The organism is Lutibacter sp. (assembly GCF_013041805.1).
Taxonomy (GTDB): Bacteria; Bacteroidota; Bacteroidia; order Flavobacteriales; family Flavobacteriaceae; genus Lutibacter.
The window spans coordinates 1-15,949 of the sequence record NZ_JABDRI010000011.1; the positions used below are offsets into that span (position 1 = coordinate 1).

The 15,949-nt window shown below is 28.3% G+C and carries 15 protein-coding genes; 3 read left to right on the forward strand and 12 right to left on the reverse strand.

What is annotated here, in order from left to right; all coding sequences use genetic code 11:
• Positions 1–130 precede the first annotated feature (130 nt).
• A complete protein-coding gene (locus HKP59_RS00840; protein WP_291802627.1) occupies positions 131–892 on the reverse strand; it encodes a carboxypeptidase-like regulatory domain-containing protein in 762 nt (253 codons plus the stop codon).
• Positions 885–1,673: a carboxypeptidase-like regulatory domain-containing protein gene (locus tag HKP59_RS00845; protein ID WP_291802629.1), complete on the reverse strand. Its 789-nt coding sequence runs from the start codon at positions 1,671–1,673 to the stop codon at positions 885–887. Before HKP59_RS00845 ends, HKP59_RS00840 begins: the two co-directional genes overlap by 8 nt.
• Before the next feature lie 101 nt (positions 1,674–1,774).
• Between HKP59_RS00845 and pepE the strand changes: the two genes are divergently transcribed.
• A complete protein-coding gene (gene pepE, locus HKP59_RS00850) occupies positions 1,775–2,482 on the forward strand; it encodes a dipeptidase PepE (RefSeq protein WP_291802630.1) in 708 nt (235 codons plus the stop codon).
• Here pepE and HKP59_RS00855 read toward each other — a convergent pair.
• From HKP59_RS00855 to HKP59_RS00885, 7 genes are all read right to left on the reverse strand, one after another.
• Positions 2,474–3,193, reverse strand: a complete 720-nt coding sequence (locus tag HKP59_RS00855) for a DUF4369 domain-containing protein (RefSeq protein ID WP_291802631.1) — start codon at positions 3,191–3,193, stop codon at positions 2,474–2,476. The two genes, pepE and HKP59_RS00855, sit on opposite strands and share 9 nt — an antisense overlap.
• 8 nt (positions 3,194–3,201) lie before the next feature.
• Entirely contained in the window at positions 3,202–4,344 is a 1,143-nt protein-coding gene (gene ribB / locus HKP59_RS00860; protein WP_291802633.1) for a 3,4-dihydroxy-2-butanone-4-phosphate synthase, read from the reverse strand.
• Complete coding sequence (locus tag HKP59_RS00865) at positions 4,344–5,792, reverse strand: LptF/LptG family permease (protein WP_291802635.1); 1,449 nt, start codon at positions 5,790–5,792, stop codon at positions 4,344–4,346. The genes ribB and HKP59_RS00865 overlap by 1 nt, the downstream gene beginning before the upstream one ends.
• 5 nt (positions 5,793–5,797) lie before the next feature.
• The gene (locus HKP59_RS00870; protein ID WP_291802636.1) at positions 5,798–6,484 is read right to left on the reverse strand and encodes an outer membrane lipoprotein carrier protein LolA; all 687 of its coding nucleotides are present in this window, start codon (positions 6,482–6,484) and stop codon (positions 5,798–5,800) included.
• Positions 6,468–8,843 (reverse strand): DNA translocase FtsK, encoded by a 2,376-nt coding sequence (locus HKP59_RS00875; protein WP_291802637.1) that lies wholly within the window; start codon positions 8,841–8,843, stop codon positions 6,468–6,470. Before HKP59_RS00875 ends, HKP59_RS00870 begins: the two co-directional genes overlap by 17 nt.
• Before the next feature lie 408 nt (positions 8,844–9,251).
• Positions 9,252–9,749: a thiol peroxidase gene (gene tpx, locus HKP59_RS00880; protein WP_291802639.1), complete on the reverse strand. Its 498-nt coding sequence runs from the start codon at positions 9,747–9,749 to the stop codon at positions 9,252–9,254.
• A gap of 93 nt (positions 9,750–9,842) precedes the next feature.
• Positions 9,843–10,475 carry a peroxiredoxin gene (locus tag HKP59_RS00885; RefSeq protein ID WP_291802640.1) on the reverse strand — a complete coding sequence of 211 codons (633 nt, stop codon included), beginning with the start codon at positions 10,473–10,475 and terminating at the stop codon, positions 9,843–9,845.
• Between the two features lie 183 nt (positions 10,476–10,658).
• Between HKP59_RS00885 and HKP59_RS00890 the strand changes: the two genes are divergently transcribed.
• A complete protein-coding gene (locus HKP59_RS00890) occupies positions 10,659–12,017 on the forward strand; it encodes an MATE family efflux transporter (RefSeq protein WP_291802641.1) in 1,359 nt (452 codons plus the stop codon).
• Positions 12,004–12,234 (forward strand): hypothetical protein, encoded by a 231-nt coding sequence (locus tag HKP59_RS00895; RefSeq protein WP_291802643.1) that lies wholly within the window; start codon positions 12,004–12,006, stop codon positions 12,232–12,234. The genes HKP59_RS00890 and HKP59_RS00895 overlap by 14 nt, the downstream gene beginning before the upstream one ends.
• A 3-nt stretch (positions 12,235–12,237) precedes the next feature.
• Here the strand turns inward: HKP59_RS00895 and HKP59_RS00900 are convergent, their stop codons facing one another.
• From HKP59_RS00900 to HKP59_RS00910, 3 genes are all read right to left on the reverse strand, one after another.
• On the reverse strand, positions 12,238–12,756 hold the full coding sequence (locus HKP59_RS00900; protein WP_291802644.1) for a hypothetical protein: 519 nt from the start codon (positions 12,754–12,756) through the stop codon (positions 12,238–12,240).
• 3 nt (positions 12,757–12,759) lie between these two features.
• On the reverse strand, positions 12,760–13,641 hold the full coding sequence (locus tag HKP59_RS00905) for an OmpA family protein (RefSeq protein ID WP_291802645.1): 882 nt from the start codon (positions 13,639–13,641) through the stop codon (positions 12,760–12,762).
• 89 nt (positions 13,642–13,730) lie between these two features.
• Positions 13,731–15,935 carry a DNA mismatch repair protein MutS gene (locus HKP59_RS00910; protein WP_291802647.1) on the reverse strand — a complete coding sequence of 735 codons (2,205 nt, stop codon included), beginning with the start codon at positions 15,933–15,935 and terminating at the stop codon, positions 13,731–13,733.
• Positions 15,936–15,949 lie beyond the last annotated feature (14 nt).

Genomic DNA, 15,949 nt, shown 5'->3' on the forward strand with positions numbered 1-15,949 from the left:
ATGTAAATGAAACTAACGGGATTAATAAAAGTAGTAAGAGATATTTTTTAAAATTCATTTTTATCTATTTGAAATAGCTAATAAACAAAAAGCATTCCAAAAAACAATGTAGACCGTTCTATAAATATTGTTAATTTTTAATCGCATTGAACTTTTTTGATTGGTTTACTAAGAAATTTTTGATAACAAACTCGTCACTTTTATAGAAATTAAGAAAACCATTATTTTCGCAATAATCTAGAAAAAGATAAATAGTATCCTCTGAAATATCAAGTTCTTCTTTGAAAAAATCACGACCGTATAAATTTACAATTTTAGAAGGAAACTCGTTTTTTAACTTTTTCACTTCTTGTTGTTGAAATTTTCTTTCTTTTCTTTTTAAACGACCTTTTTTTGTTAACATTCTGAATAATGCTATCGGATTTAAACCTCCAGCATATGCATTTGGATCAGTTAATTTTCGTGCATCGGGTGCTTTACTATTTGAGATTTTATCATTATTGAAAATTGTACCACTTGTAACTGCGGCATCTCTCCAATTTATAAATACTTTTTTGGCTAGCATTACTTCATTTAGTTGATAATAATCTGGTTCTAAATACACTATGATTTTTTTCGAATTTATATGAGTTTTTGAAATTTTAATACTTCTATTCATGTAAACGATTGAAGAAAAGGCGATAGAATCTCCTTCTTTAGCAAAAATAGTGAAGACACCATTTTGATTACTCGAAGCCCCTAAATTTGTAGCTTTATTTAATATATTTATATCTTGTAAATATGTTGAATCATTTTTAACGATTCCATTAAGTTTAATGCGGTTGTTTTCCTGAGCGCTAGTATATAGAGCAATGCAGAGTAAAGCTATAAAAAGAAATATAGTTTTATTCATAATTAATTTCATTATAAATTTTACTTTCTTCTCGTAATATTTTTATGACTTCCAGTAAATTATTTTTTTTATAGTATTCAATAATGTCTCTAAATTCACAATATGCTAAAAAGTGATTAATCTTTTCTTTCGGAATCTTTAAATTTTTTGTAAAAAATTCAATTCCAAATTCAGATATCATTTTCGAAGGAAAATCCTTTTTTAGTTTTAAATCGGCTTTTAATTTTCGTAAATTAATCATATAAAAATCAGGAATAGTTGCCCCAGCACCTCCACCACCCATTTTTATTGGATCTGTCATATCCTGAGCATTTGGAGCTTTTAAAAAACCATGAATATCTTCAGGCAATTTTTTATCCAAGTCACTAATTTTGAATGAAAAATTATGCTTTGGTAAAGTATCTATTGGAGTTTTATTGAGATCTAAATTTAAACTACCTGAAAGTCCATGTAAAAATACTTCATCTAAATTATTTATTGATGAGGTTAACTGAATGTTAATACTTTTGGCTTTCATATGAAATTCTTGAATAGTAATCTTTATATTTTCGTATTCAAGAGAAGAAATTAGTAAAACATCTTGATCTGATACGCTTATTTCAAATTCCCCATATTCGTTACTAATAGTTCCTCTTTTTGTTTGTAAATTGATAATATGTATGTTGCTTGTAGGATTACCAGGACTTATCAATTTTCCAGTAATAGCGGCCGTTTTTTTTTGTGAATAACAATTTATTGAAATAATTGACAATAAAAATAAGTTGGTTAATCTTAATTTCATAAAAACAAATAAAGCTATTGATATCTTAAAATAGTATTAAGACAATGGTAAACTTTTGTTAAACATAGTAATTTAGTACATTTGATAAAACTTACTATTCAATGAAAAAATTATTAATTGCAAGCACATCAACTGTTCACGGGAAGGCATATTTAGAATATATTTTACCAGAATTATCGAATTTTTTTAAAGGTGTAAATGAAGTTTTGTTTATTCCTTATGCGAGGCCAAGTGGTCTTAGTCATGAAGAATATACGAATAGGGCAAGAGTAGGATTTGATAAAATTAATATTAAGTTAAAAGGAATTCATGAATTTAACAATACGGTAGATGCTGTAAATAATGCCAAAAGTATTTTTACAGGAGGAGGAAATACTTTTTTGTTATTAAAACAATTATATGATAATAAGTTAATTTCAGCAATTAAAAATGTAGTTGAAAATGGAACTCCATATTTTGGAACAAGTGCAGGTAGTAATATTACTGGTGTAACTATTCAAAACACGAATGATATGCCTATAATTTATCCGCCAAGTTTTACTTCATTAGGTTTAATTAATTTCAATTTGAACCCGCATTATTTAGATCCAGATATAAAATCTAAGCATATGGGGGAAACTAGAGAAACACGTATAAATGAATTTCATACAATTAATAAAATACCCGTTTTAGGATTAAGAGAAGGAAGTTGGCTCAGCGTTGTAGGAAATAAAGTTGTTTTAAAAGGAAGTTTAGACGCACGTTTATTTCAACAAAATAAGCCAGCGATTGAATTACCTCCAGAAACAGATTTTAGTTTTTTAATGTAAATTTAAAAATGAAGCAATTATTTCAGCGTCTGGAGCTGTTTTTACTTCGATAGATAGTATATTATAAGCCTCTTTAATTCTTAGGGTATCAATTGTATCCGCTTTTAGTTGATCTCTTAAAATCATAGCAGCAACATAAGATTCTTTATTTTGAGCAATATATTTATAACTAAAATTTAGATGTTCCATTTCTATTTTTTTCATTTCATCTCGAATTTTATTTAATTGAGGCGCATCATTTTCAAGACGTGCTTTTTGAAATTGAGGAAATAAATAATCAATTTGTTTGAATATTTCTTTAGATTTTTCTTTATAGGTAATTAATTGACTATTTAATTCAGAACCTTTTATAAATGGATCATTAATAGTTTCGGAGTTTATTGAAATGGTAAACGATTTATTTTCAATAATAAAAATTGTGATAGCTGCGTAATTTTCAAAAGTTAAGGCAAAGCGTTCAGGCTTTTCTACTATTCCACTTAGTTTAAATGTATTATCAACTACTTCAGAGGAATCGATTGGGTAAATAGAATTTTCTATTATTTTATTTAAATAAACTTTGTTCGGATTGAAATTTTCTATATAACCTTCAAGAATAAATGTTTTATTAGTAATTATACGCTCACCAGTTTGTTTACCATTTTGAGATGGTTCTTTTTTACATGAAAAAAGTAAAAAACCTAAAAGGAAAACTAATACAACTTTTTTCATTTTAACTATTAATAATTCAGATACTCAACTATTTCAAGTCCATAGCCAGTCATTCCAATACGTTTAGTTACTGAAGGTGAATTTGATAGAACTCGAAGTTTATTGATTTCTAAATCGTGTAAAATTTGTGCACCAATTCCAAAATCTTTATCATCAGGTTTTATATTTGGAACCTTATTTGCTATTTCTTTTTGTGCTTCTTTTAGTAATGATAAACGATTTACAAGGTTAAATGATTGGTTTTCTTGACTTATAAAAACGACTGCACCTTTACCTTCGTCTTCAATTTTTTTAAAGACTCTTGAAAATGTATTATCAGGTTTTTTTGTTAAAAGACGTATAATATCATTATTAATTAGTGAGGAATTTACCCTAACCATAACTTCTTCATATTCGTTCCAAGACCCTTTAGTTAAAGCTAAATGAATTTGATTATTTGTTGTTTGTTTATAAGCTCTAAGTCTAAACTCGCCAAAACGTGTTTTAACATTAAAGTCTTCAATTTTTACAATTAAAGAATCGTATTTCATACGATAGGCCACTAAATCTTCAATAGAAATTATTTTTAAATCGAATTTTTTAGCTACTTCAAGTAATTGTGGTAAGCGAGCCATCGTACCATCCTCATTCAAAATTTCTACTAAAATCCCTGCCGGTTGAAATCCTGCTAAACGAGCTAAATCTATTGAAGCCTCTGTATGTCCAGTTCTTCTTAAAACACCACCTTCTTTTGCTCTTAAAGGAAAAATGTGTCCAGGTCTACCAAAATCATCTGGTTGTGTATTTGTTAGAGTCAGCGCTTTAATTGTTTTAGCTCTATCGTAAGCTGAAATCCCAGTTGTACATCCATCTCCAATTAAATCTATAGAAACTGTGAATTGTGTATTGTGTAGTACCGTATTTTTATTTACCATTAATGGTAAATCTAATTCTTCACAGCGGTCTTCAGTAAGAGGAGCACATATTAAACCTCTTCCTTCTTTTGACATAAAGTTAATCATTTCAGGAGTAACACACTCAGCAGCAGCTATAAAATCACCTTCGTTTTCTCTATCTTCATCATCAACTACAATAATCATTTGACCATTTTTAATAGCTTCAATAGCTTCCACTATTGAATTTAATTTAATTTTATTTGTTTGATTATTCATTATCTAGATGATTGTATATTTAAAATTTTAGTGAACATTTTTTTTATGTTTTCCAGTACCGAATCAATATTGAAAATACCCATACCTTTAGTAGCACGTCTTGTAAGCAGAATACCAAAAGGTAATAATATTAAAGTGGATAGCCAACTACCAAAAATTGCTGTTATTGCGCTTTCTTCCGATAAATTTCTGCCTAATTGAGAGATAAAAAAATAGATTACAAAAATAGTAATTGCCATAATCATTGGTAAACCAAATCCTCCTTTTCGTATAATGGAGCCTAAAGGTGCACCAATAAAAAAGAGTACGAGACATGCTAAAGAAAATGAGATTCTATAACTAATTTCATGGTCATAAAGATTTAATAATTTTCTTTTGTCTTTAAAGTTCTTATTCTGACTTTTATTTCTATCTTGAATTCTTTTCATAAGCTGAATAGATTCGTTTAGAACAATACTTTTGTTTTTTAAAGTGAAATTTTCAAGTATTTCTGCCTCTAATTTTTTATCGATTAGAGAGTCGTGGTATTGATGTAATTTATTAGCTTCTAAAAGATTGTAAGTATATGTCGCTCTTTTTCCGATAAACTCATCGTACATTACTTTTGTTTTTTGGGAAGTAGAGTCTAATTGAACAATACTTAACATTCCATGATGGTTGTTTAGTTTTTCATCTTCTAAACTGTCGTCATCGTTGAAAGACGAAATATCAATGTTGATGGTATATGTTTCAAAAGTCGCATTGGATGCGGGCATTTTATATCGTTCATTTGGTCGCATTGACTTTTTAACATGTTCTTCATAATAATTACCGTTTTCAAGTGTCAACGTCATATATTTACTTCCCTCTTCAGACGATATTATTCCTTTTTCTGCTGTTATTACTTTAATTTTTCCTTGTGAAGCACTTAAATCTGCTATTTGAACATTTTTAAGTAGATTTTCTTCTTCACCATATTTTTCATCAAATTTAATGCTATAACCAGGTATTTCTGTATTAAAAGCTCCCGGAACTAATGCTAAAGCTGGTTTTTTCTTTTTAATATTTAGGTACAAATTTTTCTGTTTCAGTGTAGCCCATGGATATATATTATTAAGAAATACAAAATTCAATGCACTTATAAATAAGGTTAAAATAATTAAGGGTCTAATCACTCTTTTTAATGAAATACCAGCTGATTTGATAGCGGCCATTTCATAGTTTTCAGACAAATTCCCCATAGCCATTATTGAAGATAATAAAATGCCAATAGGTAGAGCTGTTGGTGTAAGCATTAGCGCTAAATAGCCTAAGAATTTTAATATAAAAAAGATGTCAATTCCTTTCCCTGCAATTTCGTCAAATGCCAACCACAGCGATTGCATAACTAATACGAAAAGAACTACAAAAAATGTAGCTAAAAAAGGTTCTAAAAAACTTTTTATAATGTATTTATCAAATATTTTCAACGCTGTTATTTTGGTTCAGAGATCGTGTATTTTTTCTGATCTCTGTATTTTGCTTCGTCAAAGATAAAAAGCTTTTCTGATATAGGTTGATTAGTTTTGAAAGTTCTTACTTCAAGAGTTGTTATTGTTTGATTTTCACCAGTTTCAATAATATTATAAATGTGTTTAGTTTTTACATCTATCCCAATAACTACATTATTTATTTCAGAATTACTATCAATAGGTATTAATTTAACATATTGAATTTTAATTCCTTTAATATTTTTTAGTGCATCCATTTGATAGGTATATCCTTCTTTATAAAATGAAAACATTTTTGAAGGTGTTAATGTTTCTTCACTATTTTTTGAAGAATTCTGAATAATTACTTCCTCATCTTCATGTATTATAAGATACACTTTTTTTCCATCAAAAATTTGCTCGGTTCCCATATAATTTAAATGGTACAAATCTTTTTTAAGCGTAACGCTTCCTCTTGTTTCTTGATGGACGTCAGCTTCTATATTGTCAAATTTGTGGTTAAACTCAATATAGATGTTATCGTAAGCTTCAACTTTATTTGCCACTTCATCTAATAATGATTTTGCTTCATTTGAATTTTGACTGTAAGCACAAATGCTTAAAAATGTAATTGTTAAAAATATTGCTAATTTTTTCATTCTATCACTTTGTTCTTTAACTATTTGGTTCATTATCTAATAATTGGTTTAAGGCCATTTCATCAGGTACTAAAACTTGACGTGCTTTGCTTCCTTCAAAAGGGCCAACAATGCCAGCAGCTTCTAATTGATCAATTAATCTACCCGCTCTATTGTACCCTAATTTTAGTTTTCGTTGTAATAAAGAAGCTGAGCCTTGTTGTGCGTGTACTATTATTAAGGCAGCATCTCTAAATAATGCATCTCTTTCACTAATATTATTATCAAGACTTGTGCCAACTTCTTCACCACTATACTCTGGTAATAAATAAGCATTTGGATAGGCTCTTTGTGATCCAATAAAATTAGTTATATTATCAATTTCAGGAGTATCAACAAAAGCACATTGTAACCGAATAATATCGTTTCCACCTGAAAAAAGCATATCACCTCTACCAATTAATTGGTCTGCGCCTTGGCCGTCAAGTATGGTTCTAGAATCTATTTTTGAAGTTACTCTAAATGCAGCTCTTGCGGGGAAATTTGCTTTAATAATTCCTGTGATAACATTTACTGAAGGTCGTTGAGTAGCCACAATTAAATGAATTCCAATAGCTCTGGCTAGTTGCGCTAAACGGGCAATTGGCGTTTCAATTTCTTTACCAGCTGTCATAATTAAATCAGCAAACTCATCAATGACTAACACAATATATGGTAAATATTTATGCCCGTCATTTGGATTTAGTTTTCTGGATTTAAATTTTACATTGTACTCTTTTATATTGCGAACCATCGCAATTTTTAATAAATCATACCGTGCATCCATTTCAATGCATAAAGAATTCAAAGTGTTTACTACTTTAGTAGTATCAGTAATAATGGCTTCTTCAGTATCTGGCAATTTTGCCAAATAATGACGTTCAATTTTATTGAATAATGTTAGCTCAACTTTTTTTGGATCAACTAGTACAAATTTAACTTCAGCTGGATGTTTTTTATATAATAGAGAGGTTAATACAGCGTTTAATCCTACAGATTTTCCTTGTCCAGTTGCACCTGCCATTAATAAGTGAGGCATTTTTGCAAGATCAATTACAAAAGTTTCGTTTGAAATAGTTTTACCCAAAGCAATAGGTAATTCCATCTCTGAATTTTGAAATTTAGTTGAAGAAATAACAGATTTCATGGAAACCATTGTTGGTTTTTTATTAGGAACTTCAATACCTATAGTTCCTTTTCCAGGAATTGGAGCAATAATTCTAATTCCCATTGCTGCAAGTGATAGCGCAATATCGTCTTCTAAATTTTTGATTTTTGAAATTCGAATACCGGCTTCAGGAACAATTTCATATAAAGTTACGGTAGGCCCAACGGTAGCTTTAATCCGATCTATACCTATATTATAATTATTTAAAGTTTCAACAATTCTATTCTTATGTAATTCTAATTCTTCTTGATCCACAGAAATTACTTCATTATAATCTCTCAATAAATTTAAAGTTGGGAATTTATAATTACTAAGTTCTAAAGTAGGATCAAACTCACCAAAATCTGCAACTAGCTTATCTGATAAATTTTCATTTACATGATTTTCATCTACAATTTTGTCAACATCAATTGCTACATTATCAGTGTTAGGTTTTTCTTTAATTGAAATTTCTAAATCTTTATCTAGAATATTTTCTCCTTTATTAGCAGTATTAGAAACTAGAACTTCTTTTTTCTCTAATGGAAATTCAATTGCTACTTCTGTTTCAGTTGTTGAATTTGAATCTGTGTCTATGTTGTTTTCAATAATCGGTTTATCAGTTTTAGGCCTAGCCGGAAAAAAATTATTTTTTATAACTTCTGGAGTTAATTTAAATCGAATCACCAAATAAGAAAATCCTAAAAATAATAACACTAGAATTAGTCCTGTTTTTCCTAAAAATTGCTGTAAGTACGTATTTAATTCATATCCTATAATACCAGCAAAAAGAGAATTTTTATGAGCCAAAAATCCAAATGAAATTGAAATCCAAAGTATTCCTAAAATACCCCAGCCCCATGATTTTCTAACTTTCAGCAAACTTCCTTTTAAAAAAATTAACAATCCAGAAAAGAATAGAAGTATTGGAAAATATAATGATGCAACTCCAAAACTATTATAAATAAAAAAGTGGCTAATACTAGCACCTATTTTGCCAAGAAGATTTTTAACGGTTACATTTTTATCTGTAAAATTTGAAAGTTGACTTTGGTCATCTTGCCAATTAAAAAGGTAAGATATAAATGATACCAATAAAAAAAATGAAAACAGCATTACAAACAATCCTATAATTGTTTGTGTTTGTCTGTTTCCAAAAAACGATTTAGTTTTTTGAAAACGAGGTTTTGTGGTATTTTTTTTAGTTGTTATTTTCTTTTTAGCCATTTAAAATAATATCACACAAAAATATAAAATTAATATGATTGTAGTTAAATTCCTAAACAAATTTAGGGAAGTATATTATGAAACCATTAATATAAGAAAATATTGCTGTAAAAATGGATACCATCTATAATATCTCAAGGTAGAATAATTAAAAAAAATATATTCAGGATGAATAAAAAAAGATAATTTTGATTTTAAGTAATCATAATTCTGCTACCAAAATTAATTGTAATTAAATACTTATTTGGTAGCAGAAATATATTGTAAAACCAATTATTAGTATCAGAATTGTACTAAATTGTTTAAGTAATACTCTTATTTTACAACGCAATTAAAATTTAGGAACTTTTCATTAATTTATTTAAACTATGAAATAGTTTCAAAATAATTAAACTCTTTAGTTATTAGCTATAAAGCTTTTAAAGCAGCTTCGTAATTAGGCTCATCAACAATTTCAGGGACTTGTTCCGTATAGGTTACTACACCTTCTTCATTCAATACAACAATTGCTCTTGAGTGTAAATTTGCTAAAGGTCCGTCTTCAATAGTTACACCAAATGACTTTCCAAATTTTCCTTTTGCAAAATCAGATAATGTGATTACATTTTCTAATCCTTCAGCGCCACAAAAACGTGCCTGAGCGAATGGTAAATCTCTAGAAATACATAAAACTTTCGTATTTTCTAGTTCACTTGCTTCTTTGTTAAATCTTCTTACAGAAGCTGCACAAGTACCTGTATCTAAACTTGGAAATATGTTTAGAATTAATTTAGAGCCTTTAAAATCTTTTAATTTTGCTTTTGATAAATCTGCCTTTACTAATGAAAATTTTGGAGCTTTACTACCTATTTTTGGAAGTTTTCCAACTGTTTTAAATGGATTTCCTTTTAATGTTATTTTAGCCATAATAAATTTTTATAATTATAATTTCAAAGTTAGTCTAAAAACTAAAAACTCCCGAATAAATTCGAGAGTTTTTAAAAATATATTTGATTTTTGTTAGTGTTTCGCTAAATAATCAGCAACTCCTTCATGTGTTGCTTTTAAACCTTCTTTATCTGCGTTCCAGTTTGCAGGACACGCTTCTCCATGTTCTTCTGTAAATTGTAATGCGTCAACCATTCTTAATGCTTCATCTACATTTCTACCTAATGGTAAATCATTAACAACTTGGTGACGAACTATTCCTTCTTTATCAATTAAAAATAGACCACGGTAAGCAATTAATTCTCCACTCGCTTGTAATTCATCATTATCATCATAATAAAAATCACCAGCTAAAACATCATAATTTTTAGAAATTGTTTTATTAGTATCTGCAACTAGAGGGTAGGTAACTCCTTGAATACCTCCTTGTGCTTTTGGCATTTGTAACCATCCCCAGTGAGACTGTTCCGTATCAGTTGATACAGCAACTAATTGAACATTTCTTTTTTCAAATTCTGCTATTTTTTCTTGGAAAGCAAATAATTCTGTAGGACAAACAAATGTAAAATCTTTTGGGTAAAAGAATAATACCACATATTTATTACCTTCAAATTGTTCTAAAGAGTAATTTTCATTAAATTCAATCCCATTTACTACTGCTTGAGCATTAAATTTAGGTGCTTTTTTTCCAACTAATACTGCCATTATAATTATTTTTAATATTAAGTTTCTTTAATTTCTTAATGCAAAATTAAACGTTTTATTAACTTGAATAAAACATGTTAATTTTTTAATCTTATTCCGAAATAGATTTTATTTATTGCGGTACAAATGCAATTAATAAATTAGCATAATTCTTGTATCTTCGCAGCTTAGAATTTATAAATATTGAAGATTAAAAACTACACATCTGAATTTAAAAATAATTTGAAGTTAGCTACTCCAATTATGATGGGTTCTTTAGGCCATTTATTAGTTGGGTTAATTGATGACATTATGGTTGGTAGACTTGGTCCAGTTGAGCTCGCGGCTACATCACTTGGTAATAGCTTAGTTTTTATTGCGCTTTCAATTGGTATTGGCTTTTCATTTGCTATTACACCATTAATTGCTGAATCTGATGGAGAAGGGGATAAAACAAAAGCAAGAAGTATTTTTCAACATGGAATTATTTTAATGACAATTTTAGGTATTGCTTTATTTCTAATGTTATTGGTAATTAAACCAATTTTGTATCATTTAGATCAACCTGATGAAGTTGTTGTATTAGCAATACCATACTACGAAATTGTAGCTATATCTATGATTCCATTAATGATATTCCAAGGTTTGAAACAATTTACTGATGGTTTATCTGAAACAAAATATGCAATGTATGCCACAATACTAACCAATATTGTAAATGTTGTTTTAAATTTTGCCTTAATTTATGGTTTATGGATTTTCCCAAGATTAGAAATTGTAGGAGCAGCATTGGGAACGTTAATTTCTAGAGTTGTTATGGTTGCTTTTTTATACATTGTATTAATGAGAAAAGAAAAGTTTGCAGTTTATATGAAAAGACTTAATTTGTATGAAATTAAAGCAAAGGTCTTTCAAAAAATAATTGGATTAGGTTTTCCAACGGCTTTACAAATGCTTTTTGAAGTTGGGTTATTTACGGCTTCAGTATTGTTAGCAGGAACTTTAGGAGCATTGTCTCAAGCTGCAAACCAGATAGCATTAAAGCTAGCATCTACAACTTTTATGATTGCTGTTGGAATTGGTGTTGCTTCAACTATTAGAGTTGGAAACCAAAAAGGATTAAAAAATTATATTGAATTAAGAAGAATTGCATTTTCTAACTTTTTATTGATCGTATTAATTATGTTTACTTTTACAATTGGTTTTATGTTGTTGAAAGATATTTTACCTTGGATGTTTACTGATAATTTAGAAGTTATAAAAATGGCCTCAGGTTTATTAATTATTGCAGGTTTGTTTCAATTGTCTGATGGTTTGCAAGCTGTAATTTTGGGAGGTTTGAGAGGTTTACAAGATGTTAATATTCCCTCTGGATTAACATTTATTGCTTATTGGATTATAGGTTTTCCAATATGCTACTATTTGGGTAAAGAGAACGTATTAGGTACTTTAGGTATTTGGATAGGTTTACTTACCGCATTAACAAGCTCAGCATTGATGCTGTTTTTTAGATTTAATTATTTGTCAAATAAATTAATACAAGAAAAAAATGAACTTACCTAAATTTTTACTGGGAGACAATACAGATTGTAAAGATGATATTTTTGTAATTCATACTGAATTCCCTAGATTTATTATCAACCTTATTGATGATGAAATTGAATGGTGGGAAGATTTTGATGGAGCAGATCAAGAAGAATTAGAAACCCAAGTAGCTGTTCTTATTGATCAGGCAAGTGAATTCTATGACCGTGAAATGGAAAGATATAAAGAGGAATAACTATTATTGATTATTTTTTAATAGTTCAAAGGCTTGACCTATCCAATCATCTCTTTCAATTCTTCCGTTAATAGTAGCTATTAATTCGGTAATTTTAGAAATATCGCTACTGTTAAAATTACTTATTTGTTTAAAAGTAAAAATACCGATTTCATTTAGGTTTTTTTCAATGGAAGGCCCAATTCCTTTAATTTTTTGTAGGTCATCTTTTTCTTCAAAAGTAGCTAATCCAATACGATTAAAATTTAATCCATTATTTTTTTTAATTTCTGACGGAATAGCTTGTACCATTTGTTTTCCTCCACGTTCAAAAGTTTTTGTGGCCCTTATTTTTGATACATCATCTACTATAATTGAATCATCCTCATTTTCATTTTTAAATGCTTTACTTGCCTTATTTTTTTTTGGCGAAGTTTTAATTATTTGCCCAAAAAATAGTCCAATTAAAAAGGAACCTAACATCCAAAAAAAGATTTCAATTAGGTGTGCTACATTCGGATTTGAAAATATTGATAAAAGCATATTTTAATTAATTAATGTTACTTCAATTCTTCTATTTAATGCTCTTCCTTTTTCAGTTGTTTTATCAGCAATTGGTTCAGATTCTCCTTTTGAAAAGGTTTCAATTTTAATGTTGTCAATACCGTTTTCTATAAAATAATCTTTAAGAGTATTTGCATTTTTCAACCCAGTGACCAAATTTTTATCAAAATACCCTAAATTATCTGTATGTCCTGTAATAACAATTTTTTTTGCTGGATATTTTTTCGAATAGAATTTAAGGTTATTTGCATACTTGATTAAATCGTTATTTACTATAATGCTGTCATTTACAAATTCAAGATATAGCTTTTTATTCGTTATTTCAAATTCAATACTATCAATTTTATATTGTTTTAGCGTATTAAAATTTATTTTTATACCATTACTAAATTGGCCATTTATATATTCAAAATTTGCAATCTCTTCGGAAACCTTAATCTTTGATGCATCTATTCCTAGTGTAACTAATTCTTGTTTAAGGGAATTTGCACGTTGCAAGCCCATATTTTCGCCAGATGTGTTTGCTAGTTCACTTTTGAGATATTTACCTGTAATATGCAATTCCTTTGAATAATCATAAATTAAAACTCGTTGTATACTATCAACTAAATTTAAAATTTCTTTTGGACTTGTATATTTATTATTGTTTTTGTTTATGATAAACCCTTCTGGAAAATTATAAATAATGTTGTTGAATTCATCAGTGATTACAAATTGTTTTTCTTCAGCAATACTCTCTTTTGATGAAATTTCAGAATTACTAGTGCAATTCTCATAAAATGAAGCACTTAAATAAGAATGAGAAATTAGAGCAATTAATGCCCACAATAAAAAAAACGAAAATGCTTTAAAATAATTTAGCATGATTTTATTTTAGCCGGATAAATTTAACGATTAAATTGTTTGGAACAAATCTAAATTGTTAAAAATGATATATTTACTAAAAGTTATACTTACTTTTTAGTAGACTCTACTAGTTCAAGTTTACTTAAAGTTGTTTTTGTAGTAAAATTCCCATAGTTTATAAAAGCATTCTTTTTTTCAATTTTATCTATGGTTCCGCAAGAATTACTTCCTTCAATTCGTACTTTATCGTTTACCTTAAAAATATAATTAGCTTTTTGTTTCGCTATTTTTTGTTCTTTTGATTTTTTAACTTCTCTAACTTTTATAACTTCTGCTAAGACTTCAGTTTCAACTGTTTTTAATTTTTTCTCAGCTTTGAGCTTTTCAACCTTAACTTGTTTTTTTTGAATTTTCGTTTTAGGTTTTGGTGGGTTCTTTTTGAGGTGTTTTGTTTTTTCAATGATAACCCAATTGTTAAAATCTGCTATTAATTGCTTTTTGTTATTTGTTTGAAAATATTTATGAAGTAACTCATTTGTTTTTCTACCAAGTATTAGCATTTTCTGATTGCTATCATATAGCTCCTGAAAACTTTCTAATTTTTCTTGAATTTTTAATTGTTTTTCATTCAAATTTTCTGTTTTTTCAATAGCTAAAGATTTTTCTTTATCTAGTGTTTCAGAAGTTTTCTGTAGTTTATTACGTTCTTTTTGAAGTTTAGAAATAGTTTTATCTAACCTAACTTTTTCGCCTTCAACACGTTTTTTAGCCTTGTTAATTAAACTAAAAGGAATTCCATTTTTTTGTGCAACTTCAAAAGTAAATGAGCTTCCGGCTTGACCTATAAATAGTTTATACAAAGGCTCTAATGTTTTTTCATCAAACTGCATATTGGCATTTGACACATTTTCTAATTCATTTGCTAAAACTTTTAAATTTGAATAATGTGTGGTAATAATACCAAACGCACCTTTTGTGTAAAATTCTTCTAAAAAAATCTCGGCTAAAGCTCCACCTAGCTCAGGATCACTTCCTGTTCCAAATTCATCAATTAAAAATAAAGTATTTGTATTACACCTTCGTAAAAAATTGCGCATATTTTTTAGTCGATAGCTATAAGTACTTAGTTGATTTTCAATAGATTGATTATCTCCAATATCAGTTAGTATTTTATCAAAAAAAGAAGTTGAGGAGCGTTCGTGCACAGGAATTAATAAGCCACTTTGTAGCATAACCTGAAGTAGCCCAATAGTTTTTAAAGCAATACTTTTACCACCAGCATTAGGTCCAGAAATAACAATTATTTGTTGTTCTTTATTTAGTTCTAACGTTTGTGGAACTGTTTTTAGTTGTTGCTCATTATTTTTTAATAATAATATTGGATGGTAAGCATCTTTTAAATAAATTCTTTTTTCCGACGTAATTTTAGGGAGTATACCATTTATTTTTTGTGCATATTTAGCTTTTGCGGCAATAACATCTAATTGAGTTAAAAAGCTTTGATAATTTATTAAATCTGGAGTAAACACTCTAAGTGAGTTTGTTAACTCTTTTAAAATACGTATAATTTCCTGGTGTTCGTCATACATTAAATTTTGAAGTTCACGGCTAAATTGTAAAGTTGCTTCTGGAGCAATATAAACAATGTTTCCAGTTTTAGAGCTTCCAACCATACTCCCTTTTACTTTCCTTCTATGCATGGCACTTACGGCTAAAACTCGCTGATTATCAATTACAGATTCTCTAATTTCATCTAAGTAACCAGCTGAACTATATTGACTCAATGCTTTGCTAAAGCTTCCGCTAATTTTAGAGCGCACTCTATTTATATCATTTCTAATTTGCTTTAAAAGAGGAGATGATTTTTCATCAATTTCTCCAAAAGGAGTGATTACTCTTTCAATGTTTTGTACTATTACTTTTTGATATTCAATTTTTTCTGAAAAATTAAAAAGAAATGGATAATAATCTTTGAATTTTTTAAAAAACTGCAACAATTCAAAAATAGTAGTACCAGTATTAAGAATTTTTAAAAATGAAGCAGGTTCTAAATAGCTATTTTCAATGTTTAATAAATGAATTTCTTTTTGAATATCATCAAAATGATGATTAGGAACTCTATTTTCATTCACAAATGAAGACAAATACTCATTCACTTTTTGAAGCTCAGGTTGAAGTTTTTGTAGGTTAGATAAAGGTTTTATTTGTAACGTTTCCGTTTTACCTAGGTCAGAAATACAAAATTCACTTACTGTTTGTAAAATAGTTGCTAATTCTAAATCTATTAATGTTTTTTCTGAAATACTACTCATAAAAAATTGCTACT